The sequence below is a fragment of the Bacillus sp. SIMBA_008 genome (genome assembly GCF_046535495.1).
Classification (GTDB): Bacteria; Bacillota; Bacilli; order Bacillales; family Bacillaceae; genus Bacillus; species Bacillus subtilis.
In genome coordinates this window covers 293,964-309,710 of the sequence record NZ_JAWRWL010000002.1, presented here as the reverse complement: position 1 = coordinate 309,710, position 15,747 = coordinate 293,964, and the positions used below count along the sequence as shown (strand labels likewise).

The following is a 15,747-nucleotide window of genomic DNA, read 5'->3' as shown; positions in this document are numbered from 1 at the left end:
GGTTATGAAGAGAAGGAAGCTTCAATGCTGCCCTCTATTTAACCATACCCCGAGTCTATCTTAGACCGGGGTTTTTTTTCAGCCTTAAGTTGAAAAGAGAGGGGAAAGAACATGAAGCATTTAACGACGATGAGTGAACTTAGCACTGAGGAAATCAAAGATTTGCTTCAAACAGCACAAGAGCTCAAAAGCGGAAAAACAGACAATCAGCTTACAGGAAAGTTTGCAGCAAACCTGTTTTTCGAACCGAGCACGAGAACGCGGTTCAGCTTTGAGGTCGCAGAAAAAAAGCTGGGCATGAATGTGCTTAACCTTGATGGAACAAGCACAAGCGTGCAAAAAGGCGAAACCTTATATGACACGATCCGGACGCTTGAATCAATCGGTGTGGACGTCTGCGTCATCAGGCACAGTGAGGATGAGTATTATGAAGAGCTTGTCAGCCAGGTGAACATTCCGATTCTGAATGCGGGAGACGGGTGCGGCCAGCATCCAACACAATCACTGCTTGATTTAATGACGATTTATGAAGAGTTCAATACGTTTAAAGGGCTTACCGTCTCCATTCACGGCGACATCAAGCATAGCAGAGTGGCAAGGTCAAATGCGGAAGTGTTGACAAGATTGGGTGCCCGGGTCCTATTTTCCGGCCCTTCGGAATGGCAGGATGAAGAAAATACATTCGGCACGTATGTCTCAATGGATGAAGCAGTTGAGTCTTCCGATGTTGTCATGCTGCTGCGCATTCAAAATGAACGACATCAGTCCGCTGTCAGTCAGGAAGGCTATTTAAACAAATACGGCTTGACCGTAGAACGGGCTGAGCGTATGAAGCGGCATGCGATCATCATGCATCCTGCTCCGGTAAACAGAGGAGTGGAGATTGATGACAGCTTAGTAGAAAGCGAAAAATCAAGAATCTTCAAGCAAATGAAAAATGGCGTATTTATCAGAATGGCAGTGATACAGCGTGCCTTACAAACCAATGTGAAAAGAGGAGAAGCAGCGTATGTCATATCTCATTAAAAACGGCTGGATACTAAACGAAAATGGTGAAAAAACACAAGCGGATATCCGAGTGACTGGAGAAACCATCACCGCAATCGGCAAGCTTGATGCAACGGATAATGAAACGGTAATTGATGCAAAAGGTTTGCTCGTTTCACCTGGGTTTGTTGATCTCCACGTGCATTTCAGAGAGCCGGGCGGAGAGAAAAAAGAAACTATTGAAACCGGGGCAAAAGCAGCGGCGCGCGGCGGCTATACTACAGTAGCAGCAATGCCGAATACGCGGCCGGTTCCTGATACAAAGGAGCAGATGGAATGGGTGCAAAACAGAATTAAAGAAACATCATGCGTAAGAGTTCTTCCATATGCATCCATTACGATCAGACAAATCGGCGATGAAATGACAAACTTTGAAGCGTTAAAAGAAGCCGGGGCATTTGCTTTTACAGATGACGGCGTTGGTATACAGACAGCAGGAATGATGTATGAAGCGATGAAACGGGCAGCCGCAATTGACAAAGCGATTGTTGCACATTGCGAGGACAACTCCTTAATTTACGGAGGGAGCGTACATGAGGGGACATTCTCCAAAGCGAACGGGCTAAACGGCATTCCTTCTGTGTGTGAATCGGTTCATATTGCTCGCGATGTGCTGCTGGCTGAGGCGGCAAACTGCCATTATCATGTATGCCATATCAGCACAAAAGAATCTGTCAGAGTTGTACGCGATGCGAAAAAAGCGGGAATCAGAGTGACAGCAGAAGTATCGCCGCATCATTTGCTGCTTTGTGATGAGGACATCCCGGGGCTGGACACAAACTATAAAATGAATCCTCCGCTCCGCAGCCCAGAAGACAGAGCTGCTTTAATTGAAGGTCTTTTAGACGGAACAATTGATTTTATCGCAACAGACCATGCACCGCATACGGAAGAAGAGAAGAACACAGAAATGAAGCTGGCGCCATTCGGAATTGTCGGCTTAGAAACAGCATTCCCGCTTCTTTACACACACTTTGTCAAAAATGGCAGCTGGTCACTGAAGCAGCTGATTGACTACATGACAATCAAGCCATGCGAAGCGTTCGGTCTCCCATATGGAACATTACAAACGGGGCAAGCTGCGGACATTACGTTAATCGATTTAGAAAAAGAAGCAGTTATAGACAAAGACACGTTTTTATCAAAAGGAAAAAATACACCATTCAACGGCATCAGCTGCACCGGCTGGCCGGTCGCTACAATTGCGGCAGGGAAGCTTGCTTATGAAGAGGGGAGACTTGTCAAATGAAGAGACGATTAGTACTGGAAAACGGAGCGGTATTCGAGGGGGAAGCCTTCGGAAGCTTAGAACACAACATGGGAGAAGTCGTTTTTAATACTGGGATGACAGGCTATCAGGAAATTTTATCTGACCCTTCTTACTGCGGACAGATCGTAACATTAACATACCCGCTTATCGGAAATTACGGCATTAACCGTGATGATTTTGAATCTATTACCCCTTTTGTGAAAGGGCTGATCATCAAAGAATTATGTGAGCTGCCTTCCAACTGGCGTTCAGCATACACCTTAGACGAGTATTTAAAAATGAAAAACATTCCCGGACTCCAGGGGATTGATACAAGGAAGCTGACAAGAATGATCCGCACGGCAGGCGCGCTAAAAGGAACATTCGCTTCATCTGATGAAGATATCGAAGCAGTGCTGAAAAGACTGAACGAATCGGAATTGCCAAGAAATCAAGTATCCCAAGTATCAGCAAAAACAGCATATCCGAGCCCGGGAAGAGGCAAACGCATCGTCTTGGTTGACTTCGGCATGAAACACGGAATTCTAAGAGAGCTGAACAAACGGAAATGTGACGTCATCGTTGTGCCTTACAACATTACAGCGGAAGAGGTGCTTCAGCTGAAACCGGACGGTATCATGCTTTCTAACGGACCTGGAGACCCGAAGGATGTGCCTGAAGCGATTGAAATGATTAAAGGTGTTCTTGGAAAAGTGCCATTATTCGGAATATGTCTTGGCCACCAATTATTCGCGCTGGCGTGCGGGGCGAATACTGAAAAAATGAAATTCGGACACAGGGGCTCAAACCACCCGGTAAAAGAGCTGGCTACAGGAAAAGTTGCCTTAACATCTCAAAACCATGGATATACAGTTTCGTCTATCAGTAAAACAGAACTGGAAGTGACGCATATCGCAATTAACGACGATACGATTGAAGGGCTGAAGCATAAAACATTGCCGGCATTTACGGTTCAATATCATCCCGAAGCCTCACCTGGTCCTGAGGATGCCAACCACCTATTTGACAGATTCATCGAAATGATCGAAACAACAGAGAAAGAAGGGGAAGCGGTATGCCAAAACGCGTAGACATTAACAAAATTTTAGTAATCGGATCTGGACCGATCATCATCGGCCAAGCAGCAGAATTTGACTATGCGGGAACACAAGCCTGTCTTGCTTTGAAAGAAGAAGGTTATGAAGTCATCCTTGTCAACTCAAACCCTGCCACGATCATGACAGATACAGAAATGGCTGACCGGGTTTATATCGAACCGCTCACACCTGAATTCCTGACACGAATCATCAGAAAAGAGCGCCCAGATGCCATTCTTCCTACACTCGGAGGCCAAACCGGTTTGAATCTTGCGGTTGAGCTTTCTGAAAGAGGTGTTCTGGCAGAATGCGGCGTCGAAGTGCTTGGCACAAAACTGTCTGCGATTCAGCAAGCTGAAGACCGTGACTTGTTCAGAACATTAATGAATGAACTGAATGAACCGGTGCCTGAAAGTGAGATTATCCACTCCCTCGAAGAAGCGGAAAAATTCGTCAGTCACATTGGATTCCCTGTCATTGTCCGCCCGGCATATACACTAGGCGGAACAGGCGGAGGCATCTGCTCGAATGAAACAGAGTTAAAAGAAATCGTTGAGAACGGCTTGAAATTAAGCCCGGTACACCAATGTCTGCTTGAAAAAAGCATCGCCGGCTATAAAGAAATTGAGTATGAAGTCATGAGAGACAGCCAGGATCACGCCATTGTCGTTTGTAACATGGAAAACATTGATCCGGTTGGAATCCATACTGGTGACAGTATTGTTGTCGCGCCGAGCCAAACGCTCAGCGATCGCGAATATCAGCTCTTGCGGAATGTATCGTTAAAACTGATTCGCGCGCTTGGGATCGAAGGCGGATGTAACGTGCAGCTCGCTTTAGACCCAGACAGCTTCCAATATTACATTATTGAAGTAAATCCGCGTGTTAGCCGTTCATCTGCCCTTGCATCAAAAGCAACGGGGTACCCGATTGCAAAGCTCGCTGCTAAAATTGCAGTCGGACTTTCATTAGATGAAATGATGAACCCGGTGACAGGAAAAACATATGCAGCATTTGAACCTGCTCTTGACTATGTCGTATCCAAAATTCCGCGCTGGCCGTTTGATAAGTTTGAATCAGCAAACAGAAAGCTTGGCACGCAAATGAAAGCGACTGGTGAGGTCATGGCGATCGGCCGCACGCTTGAAGAGTCATTGCTGAAGGCTGTGCGTTCACTGGAAGCTGATGTGTATCATCTTGAATTGAAGGACGCCGCTGACATTTCAGATGAACTTCTTGAAAAGCGAATTAAAAAGGCTGGTGATGAACGCTTATTCTACTTAGCTGAAGCGTATAGAAGAGGCTACACGGTAGAAGACCTCCATGAATTTTCCGCTATCGATGTCTTCTTCTTGCATAAGCTGTTCGGAATCGTACAGTTTGAAAAAGAATTGAAGGCGAATGCGGGCGATACAGATGTGCTGAGACGGGCAAAAGAACTCGGCTTCTCTGATCAGTACATCAGCCGCGAGTGGAAAATGAAAGAATCCAAGCTTTACAGCTTGAGAAAACAAGCGGGGATTGCGCCGGTATTCAAAATGGTAGATACATGTGCGGCGGAATTTGAGTCAGAAACGCCATACTTCTATAGCACATATGAAGAAGAAAATGAATCTGTCGTTACAGATAAGAAAAGTGTGATGGTGCTTGGTTCGGGTCCGATTCGAATCGGTCAGGGTGTCGAGTTCGACTATGCGACGGTTCACTCTGTATGGGCAATTAAACAAGCAGGCTATGAAGCCATTATTGTCAATAACAACCCGGAAACCGTTTCAACAGACTTCAGCATCTCAGACAAGCTGTATTTTGAACCGCTTACGATTGAAGATGTTATGCACATCATTGACCTCGAACAGCCAATGGGCGTTGTCGTACAATTTGGCGGACAAACTGCGATTAACCTTGCTGACGAGCTTTCTGCACGCGGAGTGAAAATCCTTGGAACTTCATTAGAAGATTTAGACCGTGCGGAAGACCGGGATAAATTTGAACAAGCGCTTGGAGAACTTGGTGTTCCTCAGCCGCTTGGCAAAACAGCGACATCAGTTGATCAGGCGGTAAGCATCGCGAGTGATATCGGTTATCCGGTACTGGTGCGTCCTTCCTATGTACTTGGCGGCCGGGCGATGGAGATTGTGTACCATGAAGAGGAGCTGCTTCATTACATGAAAAATGCAGTCAAAATCAATCCGCAGCACCCTGTATTAATTGATAGATACTTGACTGGAAAAGAAATTGAAGTCGATGCAGTATCCGACGGTGAAACAGTCGTCATTCCGGGAATTATGGAGCACATTGAACGTGCGGGCGTTCACTCCGGAGACTCAATCGCTGTTTATCCGCCTCAGTCTCTCACAGAGGACATTAAGAAAAAAATTGAACAATACACGATCGCATTGGCTAAAGGGCTGAATATTGTCGGTTTGCTCAATATTCAATTCGTCTTGTCGCAAGGTGAGGTGTACGTGCTAGAAGTGAATCCGAGATCAAGCAGAACCGTACCGTTTTTAAGCAAAATTACGGGTATCCCAATGGCGAATCTCGCAACAAAAATCATTCTTGGTCAAAAGCTGGCTGCGTTTGGCTATACAGAGGGCCTTCAGCCTGAACAGCAAGGTGTATTTGTAAAAGCGCCGGTCTTCTCCTTTGCCAAGCTGAGAAGAGTGGACATTACGTTAGGGCCTGAAATGAAATCAACAGGTGAAGTCATGGGGAAAGATTCGACACTTGAAAAGGCGCTCTACAAAGCCTTGATTGCTTCAGGTATTCAAATCCCGAACTACGGTTCCGTGCTTTTAACAGTAGCTGATAAGGACAAAGAAGAAGGGCTTGCCATTGCTAAGCGGTTCCACGCGATCGGCTACAACATTTTAGCGACGGAAGGAACGGCAGGCTACCTGAAAGAAGCTTCCATTCCAGCGAAGGTCGTCGGAAAAATCGGTCAGGATGGCCCGAACTTGCTTGACGTCATCAGAAACGGAGAAGCGCAGTTTGTCATCAATACGCTGACAAAAGGAAAGCAGCCGGCAAGAGACGGTTTTAGAATCAGACGTGAATCAGTAGAAAATGGTGTTGCCTGCCTAACATCTTTAGATACGGCAGAGGCGATATTACGAGTGCTGGAAAGCATGACATTCCGTGCTGATCAAATGCCGGCAGTCAACACAAATCAGGAGGCGGCAGTCACTATATGAAAAAAGCGTATTTGACAGTATGTTCTAACCAGCAAATTGCAGACCGGGTGTATCAAATGGTTCTGAAAGGGGAGCTTGTCCAAGGGTTTACAACCCCGGGACAGTTCCTTCATCTTAAAGTGAGCGAAGCGGTTACGCCTCTTTTGAGAAGGCCGATCAGCATCGCAGATGTCAACCTTGAAAAAAATGAAGTCACCATCATTTATCGGGTAGATGGGGAAGGGACAAGACTCTTGTCACTGAAGCAGCAGGGAGAACTTGTGGATGTCCTCGGGCCTTTGGGAAATGGCTTTCCTGTTAATGAAGTTCAACCCGGAAAGACGGCTTTGCTGGTAGGAGGCGGAGTAGGTGTGCCGCCTCTCCAAGAGCTGTCGAAACGCTTGAATGAAAAAGGGGTTAATGTCATCCACGTTTTAGGATTCCAATCGGCAAAGGATGTTTTTTACGAGGAAGAATGCAGGCAGTACGGAGACACGTATGTGGCAACAGCTGACGGAAGCTACGGGGAAACCGGATTTGTCACAGATGTGATTAAACGGAAAAATCTAGAGTTTGATATCCTCCTCAGCTGCGGGCCGACACCGATGCTCAAGGCGTTAAAACAGGAATATGCCCATAAAGAAGTATATCTGTCCATGGAGGAACGAATGGGCTGCGGAATCGGCGCATGCTTCGCGTGTGTGTGCCATACAAACGAAAGTGAGACATCCTATGTAAAAGTATGTCTCGACGGGCCTGTATTTAAAGCTCAGGAGGTGGCGCTGTAATGCTAGAGGTGAAATTGCCGGGACTTGATTTGAAAAATCCAATCATTCCTGCATCAGGCTGCTTCGGGTTTGGAAAAGAGTTTTCACGTTTTTATGATTTGTCTTGTCTTGGAGCTATCATGATTAAGGCTACGACAAAGGAGCCGCGCTTCGGGAATCCGACGCCGCGGGTAGCTGAGACTGGTGCTGGAATGCTCAATGCGATCGGTCTCCAAAATCCGGGGCTGGATAGCGTGTTGCATAATGAGCTGCCGTGGCTTGAGCAGTTTGATACGCCGATCATTGCCAATGTCGCAGGTTCTCAAGTCGAGGATTATGTTGAAGTCGCAGAGCATATCAGCAAAGCGCCTAATGTTCATGCTCTTGAATTGAATATTTCCTGCCCGAATGTGAAAACAGGCGGAATCGCTTTTGGCACGAATCCTGAAATGGCTGCCGATTTGACAAAAGCGGTGAAAGAGGTTTCGGATGTACCCGTTTATGTAAAGCTTTCCCCGAACGTGGCTAATATCACAGAAATTGCCTTAGCGATCGAGGAAGCGGGAGCGGACGGTCTTACGATGATCAACACACTAATCGGCATGAGACTCGATTTAAAAACCGGCAAACCGATATTAGCGAATAAAACAGGGGGACTTTCAGGCCCTGCTGTGAAGCCGGTTGCCATTCGCATGGTGTATGAAGTCAGCCAGGCGGTCAACATCCCGATTATCGGAATGGGAGGCGTGCAAACGGCTGAAGATGCCCTGGAATTTCTTCTCGCGGGAGCAAGCGCAGTCGCTGTCGGAACAGCAAACTTTGTGAATCCTTTTGCATGTCCAGAGATTATTGAACAGCTCCCATCTGTTTTGCTCCAATACGGCTATCAATCAATTGAAGAATGCATCGGAAGGAGCTGGAATCATGAAAAACAACCTGCCCATCATCGCGCTTGATTTTGCGTCAGCTGAAGAAACACTTGCGTTCTTAGCGCCTTTTCAGCAAGAACCGTTATTTGTAAAGGTTGGGATGGAGCTTTTTTATCAAGAAGGGCCATCTATCGTGAAACAACTAAAAGAAAGAAACTGCGAGCTATTTTTAGATCTAAAGCTTCATGACATCCCGACTACTGTAAACAAAGCGATGAAGCGCCTTGCCAGTCTTGGAGTAGACCTCGTCAATGTTCATGCTGCTGGGGGCAAAAAAATGATGCAGGCAGCTCTCGAAGGCTTAGAAGAAGGTACGCCGGCTGGAAAAAAACGTCCGTCACTTATCGCGGTAACCCAGCTGACAAGCACATCTGAACAAATCATGAAAGATGAACTGCTGATCGAAAAGTCTCTGATTGATACGGTTGTGCACTACAGCAAACAGGCGGAAGAAAGCGGACTGGATGGAGTGGTCTGCTCTGTTCATGAAGCAAAAGCCATTTACCAAGCGGTGTCGCCTTCATTTCTGACTGTCACTCCGGGGATCAGAATGTCAGAGGACGCTGCGAATGACCAAGTCCGCGTAGCGACGCCTGCCATTGCAAGAGAGAAAGGTTCATCAGCGATTGTAGTAGGACGCTCGATTACAAAAGCGGAAGACCCGGTAAAAGCCTATAAGGCTGTCAGACTTGAATGGGAGGGAATCAAATCTTGAAACAAATCATCGCAAAACATCTATTAGACATCCAAGCTGTATTTTTACGCCCGAACGAGCCGTTCACATGGGCAAGCGGCATTTTATCACCGATCTACTGTGACAACCGCCTTACGCTATCTTTCCCAGAGGTCAGAAACGATGTTGCTTCAGGTATCAGCAAGCTTGTCAAAGAGCATTTTCCTGAAGCTGAAATGATTGGGGGAACAGCAACTGCCGGTATTCCTCATGCTGCTCTTGCGGCTGACCGTTTGAATCTTCCGATGTGTTATGTGAGGAGCAAGCCGAAGGCGCACGGAAAAGGCAATCAGATTGAGGGAGCTGTGCAAGAGGGGCAAAAAACAGTTGTCATTGAAGACTTAATTTCCACAGGAGGCAGTGTGCTTGAAGCTTGTGCAGCTTTACAAGCGGCCGGCTGTGAAGTGCTTGGTGTCGTCTCAATCTTTACGTACGGACTTCCTAAAGCGGAGGAAGCCTTCGCAAAGGCAGAACTGCCATACTACTCATTAACTGATTATGATACGCTCACAGAGGTCGCGCTTGAAAACGGAAATATTCATTCAGATGATCTAAAAAAGCTGCAAACATGGAAACGAAATCCCGAGTCAAAAGATTGGTTTAAAAAATAAAAAATAAATTCAAATGATGTAAAGAGGCTTCAAAGCCTTGATGTACTTGAAAACAGGCTGTGAGGCCTGTTTTTTTATTAATCCTATAAAAAAAGTCGGGTTGACTTATGTTAGAATTGTGCTAAAATTTACTACAAATCTAAAAACTTATCAAGAGCGGCTGAGGGACTGGACCTATGAAGCCCGGCAACCTGCATAGTTTGTAAGGTGCTACTTCCAGCAAAATGAATTCCATTTTGAAAGATAAGGGCTACATGCTGTTCCTGTCTTTCTTTCCGCCGGATTGAAAGTTTTTTATTTTAAGAGGTAAAAAGGCTATCTGTATATCAGCAGCCGCGAATCACATTACATGGGAAAAGACAACCGGCAGAAAGCTACTGTTTGTTTGTCTCCGAAAGGAGGAAAGAAGAAATGTTAACGTATGATAATTGGGAAGAACCAACGATTACATTTCCGGAAGACGATCCTTATAAAGGAGCGCTGTCAGTTTTAAAATGGGCATACGGCCATTACGGCGATCAGCTTGTTTATGCCTGCAGTTTCGGAATTGAGGGAATCGTTCTGATTGACTTAATTTATAAAGTGAAAAAAGACGCAGAGATTGTGTTTCTTGATACAGGACTTCATTTTAAAGAAACCTATGAAACAATTGAACGAGTGAAAGAGCGTTATCCGGGTCTTAATATCATCCTGAAAAAACCAGACCTCACCCTTGAGGAACAAGCCGAAGAACATGGTGACAAACTATGGGAAAGAGAGCCGAATCAGTGCTGCTATCTTAGAAAGGTCGTTCCTTTAAGAGAGGCGCTTTCAGGACATCCAGCCTGGCTTTCCGGCCTGCGCCGTGATCAAGGGCCAAGCCGTGCCAATACGAATTTCTTAAACAAAGATGAAAAATTCAAGTCAGTAAAAGTTTGCCCGCTTATCCATTGGACTTGGAAAGACATTTGGAGATACACATCCCGGAATGAACTGGACTACAATCCGCTTCATGACCAAGGATATCCAAGTATTGGCTGTGCGCCTTGCACTGCTCCCGCTTTTACAGCAGAGGATTTGCGCTCAGGCAGATGGAATGGTATGGCGAAAACAGAATGCGGACTGCATGAATAAGGAGCTGCAAAATGGAATTAGCCGCTATTTTATTTAGCTTGTTTTTCGCGATGAATATTGGTGCAAGCGGCGCTGCAGCTTCGATGGGGGTTGCTTACGGCTCCGGAGCCATCAAAAAGAAAACCTACGCTTTGATCCTATGCGCAGTCGGTGTCTTTGCCGGGGCGGTCATTGGCGGAGGCGAGGTTGTAAAAACAATCAGCTCCGGCATTATTCCTGAGCAGACGATTACACTGACGATTGTTTGCATCATTATTGGAGCTGCTGCCCTGTCGCTCTTTACTGCTAATCTGCTCGGCATTCCTTTGTCGACAAGTGAAGTAACAGTCGGCGCGGTTGTCGGCGTGGGAGTGGCTTATAAAGTATTGTTTGTGAACAATCTTCTGATCATTGTGTCATTTTGGGTTTTTGTCCCGCTGTTCGCTTTCGGCTTCACCTATTTCGTATCTAAGCTGTTTCGTTATTTTAAGATTGAAGTAAAATCTTCTAAAAAACAAAAAATCCTCGGCATTGTTTTGTTAGTTGCCGGATTTTTCGAAGCATTCTCTGCCGGCATGAATAACGTGGCGAATGCTGTTGGCCCGTTAGTAGCTGCCGATGTGCTTGATGTCGGAAAAGGAACCTTGTATGGAGGAGCTTTTGTTGCTCTTGGCGCACTGTTATTAGGCCGGCGTGTGCTAGAAACAAACGGGAAGAAAATTACGAGATTCTCCAAAGGGGAAGGCATACTCTTATCCGGCACAGGAGCGGGACTGGTGATCATCAGTTCTGTATTTGGGATGCCGGTGCCCTTGGCGCAAGTCACATCATCGTCTATTATCGGAATAGGCATGGCAAAAAACGGTCCGAACGTGTTCCATAAACAAGTTGTTCAAACGATGCTGAAGGTATGGATCGTATCGCCGTTTTTATCTTTATCGATTTCTTATCTGCTTGTATCCTTGTTTTTAAAAGCAGATTATTATTCGATCTTTATCATGGTAAGTGTGCTTTTAGCGGCGGGCGGTGCCGTCAGCCTGACAAAGGCCATTCGCAAAGAGAGACGCTCAGTCCACGAACAAGGCGGGGGAATCTGATCATTAATCTGAGTAATTTTATAAGTTAACTAGGAGGAGATGGATATTATGAGCTTAGCACCACACGGAGGAACATTAGTAAACAGAGTAGATGAATCATATGATGTGAGCGGCATTCAAAAAGAAATTGAACTTGATTTAATTTCTTTCGCGGATTTGGAATTGATCGGTATCGGTGCATACAGCCCGATTGAAGGTTTCTTTAATGAAAAAGATTACGTATCTGTAGTCGAAAACATGCGTCTTTCTTCCGGCGTTGTCTGGTCTCTTCCGATCACGCTTCCGGTCGATGCGCAAAAAGCAGCGGAACTGTCACTTGGTGAAACGGTAAAGTTAACGTATGAAGGAGAAACATACGGCGTTATCCAAATCGAAGACCTGTACGTGCCTGACAAACAAAAAGAAGCTGTCAATGTGTACAAAACAGATGAACAGGAGCATCCTGGTGTTAAAAAGCTGTTCAGCCGCGGCAATACATATGTCGGCGGGCCGATTACGTTGATTAAAAAAGCTTCAAAACAGTTCCCTGAATTTACATTTGAACCGTTAGAAACGAGACGCCAGTTTGCGGAAAAAGGCTGGGAAACCATTGTCGGTTTCCAAACAAGAAACCCTGTTCACAGAGCGCATGAATACATTCAAAAAACGGCTCTTGAAACAGTAGACGGCTTGTTCTTGAATCCGTTAGTAGGTGAAACAAAATCTGATGACATTCCAGCTGATGTACGGATGGAAAGCTACCAAGTGCTTCTTGATCATTATTACCCGAAAGATCGCGTTTTCCTTGGTGTCTTTTTAGCGGCGATGCGTTATGCAGGCCCAAGAGAAGCAATTTTCCACGCGCTTGTCAGAAAGAACTACGGCTGCACACATTTCATCGTCGGCCGTGATCATGCAGGTGTAGGTGACTATTACGGAACATACGAAGCACAGGAGCTGTTTGACACATTTAAACCTGAAGAACTCGGGATTACGCCGCTGAAATTTGAGCACAGCTTCTTCTGTAAAAAATGCGGAAATATGGGAACAGCGAAAACATGCCCTCATGGCAGAGAGCATCACGTCATTTTATCAGGCACTAAGGTAAGAGGTATGCTGAGAGACGGTGTGCTGCCGCCTGCTGAATTCAGTCGAAAAGAAGTCGTAGAAGTGTTAATCAAAGGGATGAAGAAAAAAGAAGAAGTAGGCGTATCTTAAGGAGGACTGGCAGTGACAAATCGCGATATTGTATGGCATGAAGCCTCTATCACAAAAGAAGAGTACCAGCAAAAAAACAAGCATAAAAGCTCCATTCTCTGGCTGACAGGGTTAAGCGGCTCAGGCAAATCAACCATTGCCAACGCCGCTGCGAGAGAATTGTTTGAGCAAGGCTACCAAGTGATTGTGCTGGACGGGGATAATATCCGTCACGGCTTAAATAAGGATCTTGGTTTTTCTGATGAAGACCGAAAAGAAAACATCCGCCGAATCGGAGAGGTGGCAAAGCTTTTTGTTCAGCAGGGAACCATTGTGATTACTGCTTTTATCTCTCCTTTCCGCGAGGACAGACAACAGGTTCGCGAGCTTGTGGAAGCGGGCGAATTTAATGAAGTCTACATTAAATGCGACCTTGATATTTGTGAACAAAGAGATCCGAAAGGACTTTACAAAAAAGCAAGAAACGGAGAGATTCCGTTCTTTACAGGAATTGATTCACCTTATGAAGAACCGGAAGCACCAGAGCTCGTTCTTGATTCAGGACAGCATGACCGTGAAGCGTGTAAAAATCAGCTGATCGAGTTTGTTAAACAAAAATTGAGCTGAATATGATCTGCTGCGTTCTTCTCAGATGCCGGAATGCAAGCGAGAACATCATCACAGCGAATGCTCTGGAAGAACTCGAATAGATCGGGGGAAATACGATGGGGAAAGTATATATTGTAGGAGCGGGTCCCGGTGACCCTGATCTGCTGACAATTAAAGCGCTGAAAGCCATTGAAAAAGCTGATGTCATCTTATATGACAGATTAGTAAATAAAGAGATTTTACAATATGCCAAAGAGCAAGCAGACCTGATCTACTGCGGGAAGCTTCCAGATTTTCATACGATGAAGCAGGAAACCATCAATCGATTTCTTGTGAAGTATGCGCAAAAAGGGAAAATGGTTGTCAGACTGAAAGGCGGAGACCCTTTTGTGTTCGGCAGAGGAGGGGAAGAAGCGGAATGCCTCTCTGAAAATGGAATTCCGTTTGAAATCATCCCCGGCATTACGTCTGGAATCGCGGCAGCCGCTTATGCCGGGATTCCTGTTACTCATCGGGAGGCGGGCTCTAACGTCGCTTTTGTAACGGGTCATTATAAAAAAGAAGAAGATTTTGAGGAAAAGTGGAAAGCGCTGGCTACAGGAATTGATACACTTGTCATCTATATGGGTATCAAAAACGTGCAGCAGATTGAAAGAAAACTCCTTGAAAACGGCAGGGACGGTTCTACGCCGGCAGCCTTTATTCATTGGGGAACAACGGACAAGCAAAAATCTGTTTTTTGTACAGTTGAAACCCTTTCAGAAACGGTGATAAAAGAAAACATTACAAATCCGAGTTTAATTGTCATTGGAAATGTTGTAAATTATCACTATAAGCTGGAATGGTTTGAATCTGAACTGAAAAAACAAGATTTAAGCGAGGCGTTGTAAAAATGAAACAAGCAATTTTATATGTCGGCCACGGCAGCCGGGTCAAAAAAGCGCAGCAAGAAGCCGCAGCCTTTTTGGAAGGATGCAAGGCTCACATCTCTGTGCCAGTACAAGAAATCAGCTTTTTAGAGCTTCAGGAGCCGACAATTGAGACAGGATTTGAAGCATGTGTGAAGCAAGGCGCCACTCATATCGCAGTGGTGCCTCTGCTTCTTTTAACAGCTGCGCATGCAAAACATGATATTCCGGAAGAAATTGCCCGTGCTGCATCTCGATATCCGTCAGTCCGCATTTCATACGGAAAGCCGATCGGGATTGACGAAGAAGTAGTCAAGGCTGTATATCACCGAATGAAAGACATAGGTGTTCCATATGAAAATGCCAGAGTGGTACTCATCGGAAGGGGAAGTTCAGATCCAGATGTCAAAAGAGACGTAACCGGTATTGCTAAGCTTCTTCAGGAAATGATTCCAGTCAAGGAAGTCATTCCGTGCTTTTTGACAGCATGCGGCCCTAATTACAAAGAGGTTTTTTCAGAACTTAAAAAAGATGACGGCATAACAACCTTTATCGTTCCATATTTGCTCTTTACGGGTATGCTGATGAATGAAATCGAACGAGAGGTTCAGAAATTAAAAGCTCATAATCCGAACGTCTACCTCTCTTCCTATATCGGTTTTCATCCTCATGTGAAAAACGCATTTTTGAACCGTGTGAGAGAAACTGCGGCAAATCCTGAGGGGCAATTTGATTTTGATGGAGGTTCATATGCTTCCGCTGCACATTAGCCTGGAAAAGAAGAAGGTTGTGATTGCGGGGGGCGGCAGCATCGCTCTCAGAAGGCTGAAAACGGTGATTTCTGAGGGAGCTGATATAACGCTCGTCAGTCCGGATGTTGAACCGGAAATCAAGCAAATGGCAGAAGAGCGACGTATCAAATGGGAAAAACGGACAATTGAAAAAGAAGATTATCTCAATGCTTTCTTAATTATTGCTGCGACGGATAATGCGGCAGTGAACAAAGAAATTGCCCAATCCGCTTCGCCTTTTCAGCTTGTCAATTGTGTCAGTGACGCTGAGCTTGGCAATGTATATATGCCGAAAATCGTCAAAAGAGGGCATGTCACTGTGTCTGTTTCTACAAGCGGAGCCAGTCCAAAGCACACGAAAGAGCTTGCTGAAAACGTGGATAAGCTGATTGACGGCGATTTTATTGCTGAAGTGAACAGGCTTTATCAGGTGAGAAGAAAGAAATAAGCCAGAGCATACAAATGCTC

At 45.6% G+C, this 15,747-nt stretch carries 15 protein-coding genes and 1 riboswitch; all 15 genes read left to right on the top strand.

The window, feature by feature from the left end:
* Positions 1-111: 111 nt before the first annotated feature.
* The 15 genes from SB658_RS06985 to sirC all read left to right on the top strand — a co-directional run bounded on the left by SB658_RS06985 (position 112) and on the right by sirC (position 15,727).
* On the top strand, positions 112-1,026 hold the full coding sequence (locus SB658_RS06985) for an aspartate carbamoyltransferase catalytic subunit (RefSeq protein ID WP_003245123.1): 915 nt from the start codon (positions 112-114) through the stop codon (positions 1,024-1,026).
* The gene (locus SB658_RS06980; protein WP_144500782.1) at positions 1,010-2,296 is read left to right on the top strand and encodes a dihydroorotase; all 1,287 of its coding nucleotides are present in this window, start codon (positions 1,010-1,012) and stop codon (positions 2,294-2,296) included. Before SB658_RS06985 ends, SB658_RS06980 begins: the two co-directional genes overlap by 17 nt.
* The gene (locus tag SB658_RS06975; RefSeq protein ID WP_144500781.1) at positions 2,293-3,387 is read left to right on the top strand and encodes a carbamoyl phosphate synthase small subunit; all 1,095 of its coding nucleotides are present in this window, start codon (positions 2,293-2,295) and stop codon (positions 3,385-3,387) included. Before SB658_RS06980 ends, SB658_RS06975 begins: the two co-directional genes overlap by 4 nt.
* Positions 3,372-6,587, top strand: a complete 3,216-nt coding sequence (gene carB, locus SB658_RS06970; protein WP_124059837.1) for a carbamoyl-phosphate synthase (glutamine-hydrolyzing) large subunit — start codon at positions 3,372-3,374, stop codon at positions 6,585-6,587. Before SB658_RS06975 ends, carB begins: the two co-directional genes overlap by 16 nt.
* Complete coding sequence (gene pyrK, locus SB658_RS06965; protein WP_124059838.1) at positions 6,584-7,354, top strand: dihydroorotate oxidase B electron transfer subunit; 771 nt, start codon at positions 6,584-6,586, stop codon at positions 7,352-7,354. The genes carB and pyrK overlap by 4 nt, the downstream gene beginning before the upstream one ends.
* Complete coding sequence (locus SB658_RS06960; protein WP_029317780.1) at positions 7,354-8,289, top strand: dihydroorotate dehydrogenase; 936 nt, start codon at positions 7,354-7,356, stop codon at positions 8,287-8,289. Before pyrK ends, SB658_RS06960 begins: the two co-directional genes overlap by 1 nt.
* The gene (gene pyrF, locus SB658_RS06955; protein ID WP_003232107.1) at positions 8,258-8,977 is read left to right on the top strand and encodes an orotidine-5'-phosphate decarboxylase; all 720 of its coding nucleotides are present in this window, start codon (positions 8,258-8,260) and stop codon (positions 8,975-8,977) included. The genes SB658_RS06960 and pyrF overlap by 32 nt, the downstream gene beginning before the upstream one ends.
* On the top strand, positions 8,974-9,606 hold the full coding sequence (pyrE, locus tag SB658_RS06950) for an orotate phosphoribosyltransferase (protein WP_284690837.1): 633 nt from the start codon (positions 8,974-8,976) through the stop codon (positions 9,604-9,606). The genes pyrF and pyrE overlap by 4 nt, the downstream gene beginning before the upstream one ends.
* A gap of 144 nt (positions 9,607-9,750) precedes the next feature.
* Positions 9,751-9,856, top strand: a riboswitch (SAM riboswitch).
* A 161-nt stretch (positions 9,857-10,017) separates the two neighbouring features.
* Positions 10,018-10,719 carry a phosphoadenylyl-sulfate reductase gene (locus SB658_RS06945; protein ID WP_029317783.1) on the top strand — a complete coding sequence of 234 codons (702 nt, stop codon included), beginning with the start codon at positions 10,018-10,020 and terminating at the stop codon, positions 10,717-10,719.
* A gap of 11 nt (positions 10,720-10,730) precedes the next feature.
* Positions 10,731-11,795, top strand: a complete 1,065-nt coding sequence (gene cysP, locus SB658_RS06940; RefSeq protein ID WP_041351107.1) for a sulfate permease — start codon at positions 10,731-10,733, stop codon at positions 11,793-11,795.
* A 48-nt stretch (positions 11,796-11,843) separates the two neighbouring features.
* On the top strand, positions 11,844-12,992 hold the full coding sequence (gene sat, locus SB658_RS06935; RefSeq protein WP_014479751.1) for a sulfate adenylyltransferase: 1,149 nt from the start codon (positions 11,844-11,846) through the stop codon (positions 12,990-12,992).
* A 12-nt stretch (positions 12,993-13,004) separates the two neighbouring features.
* Positions 13,005-13,598 carry an adenylyl-sulfate kinase gene (cysC, locus tag SB658_RS06930; protein WP_015252120.1) on the top strand — a complete coding sequence of 198 codons (594 nt, stop codon included), beginning with the start codon at positions 13,005-13,007 and terminating at the stop codon, positions 13,596-13,598.
* A gap of 98 nt (positions 13,599-13,696) precedes the next feature.
* Complete coding sequence (gene cobA / locus SB658_RS06925; protein ID WP_014479752.1) at positions 13,697-14,470, top strand: uroporphyrinogen-III C-methyltransferase; 774 nt, start codon at positions 13,697-13,699, stop codon at positions 14,468-14,470.
* Positions 14,471-14,472: 2 nt separating this feature from the next.
* Complete coding sequence (gene sirB / locus SB658_RS06920; protein ID WP_124059840.1) at positions 14,473-15,258, top strand: sirohydrochlorin chelatase; 786 nt, start codon at positions 14,473-14,475, stop codon at positions 15,256-15,258.
* Positions 15,239-15,727: a precorrin-2 dehydrogenase gene (sirC, locus tag SB658_RS06915; RefSeq protein WP_041335922.1), complete on the top strand. Its 489-nt coding sequence runs from the start codon at positions 15,239-15,241 to the stop codon at positions 15,725-15,727. The genes sirB and sirC overlap by 20 nt, the downstream gene beginning before the upstream one ends.
* The last annotated feature ends 20 nt before the right edge of the window (positions 15,728-15,747 follow it).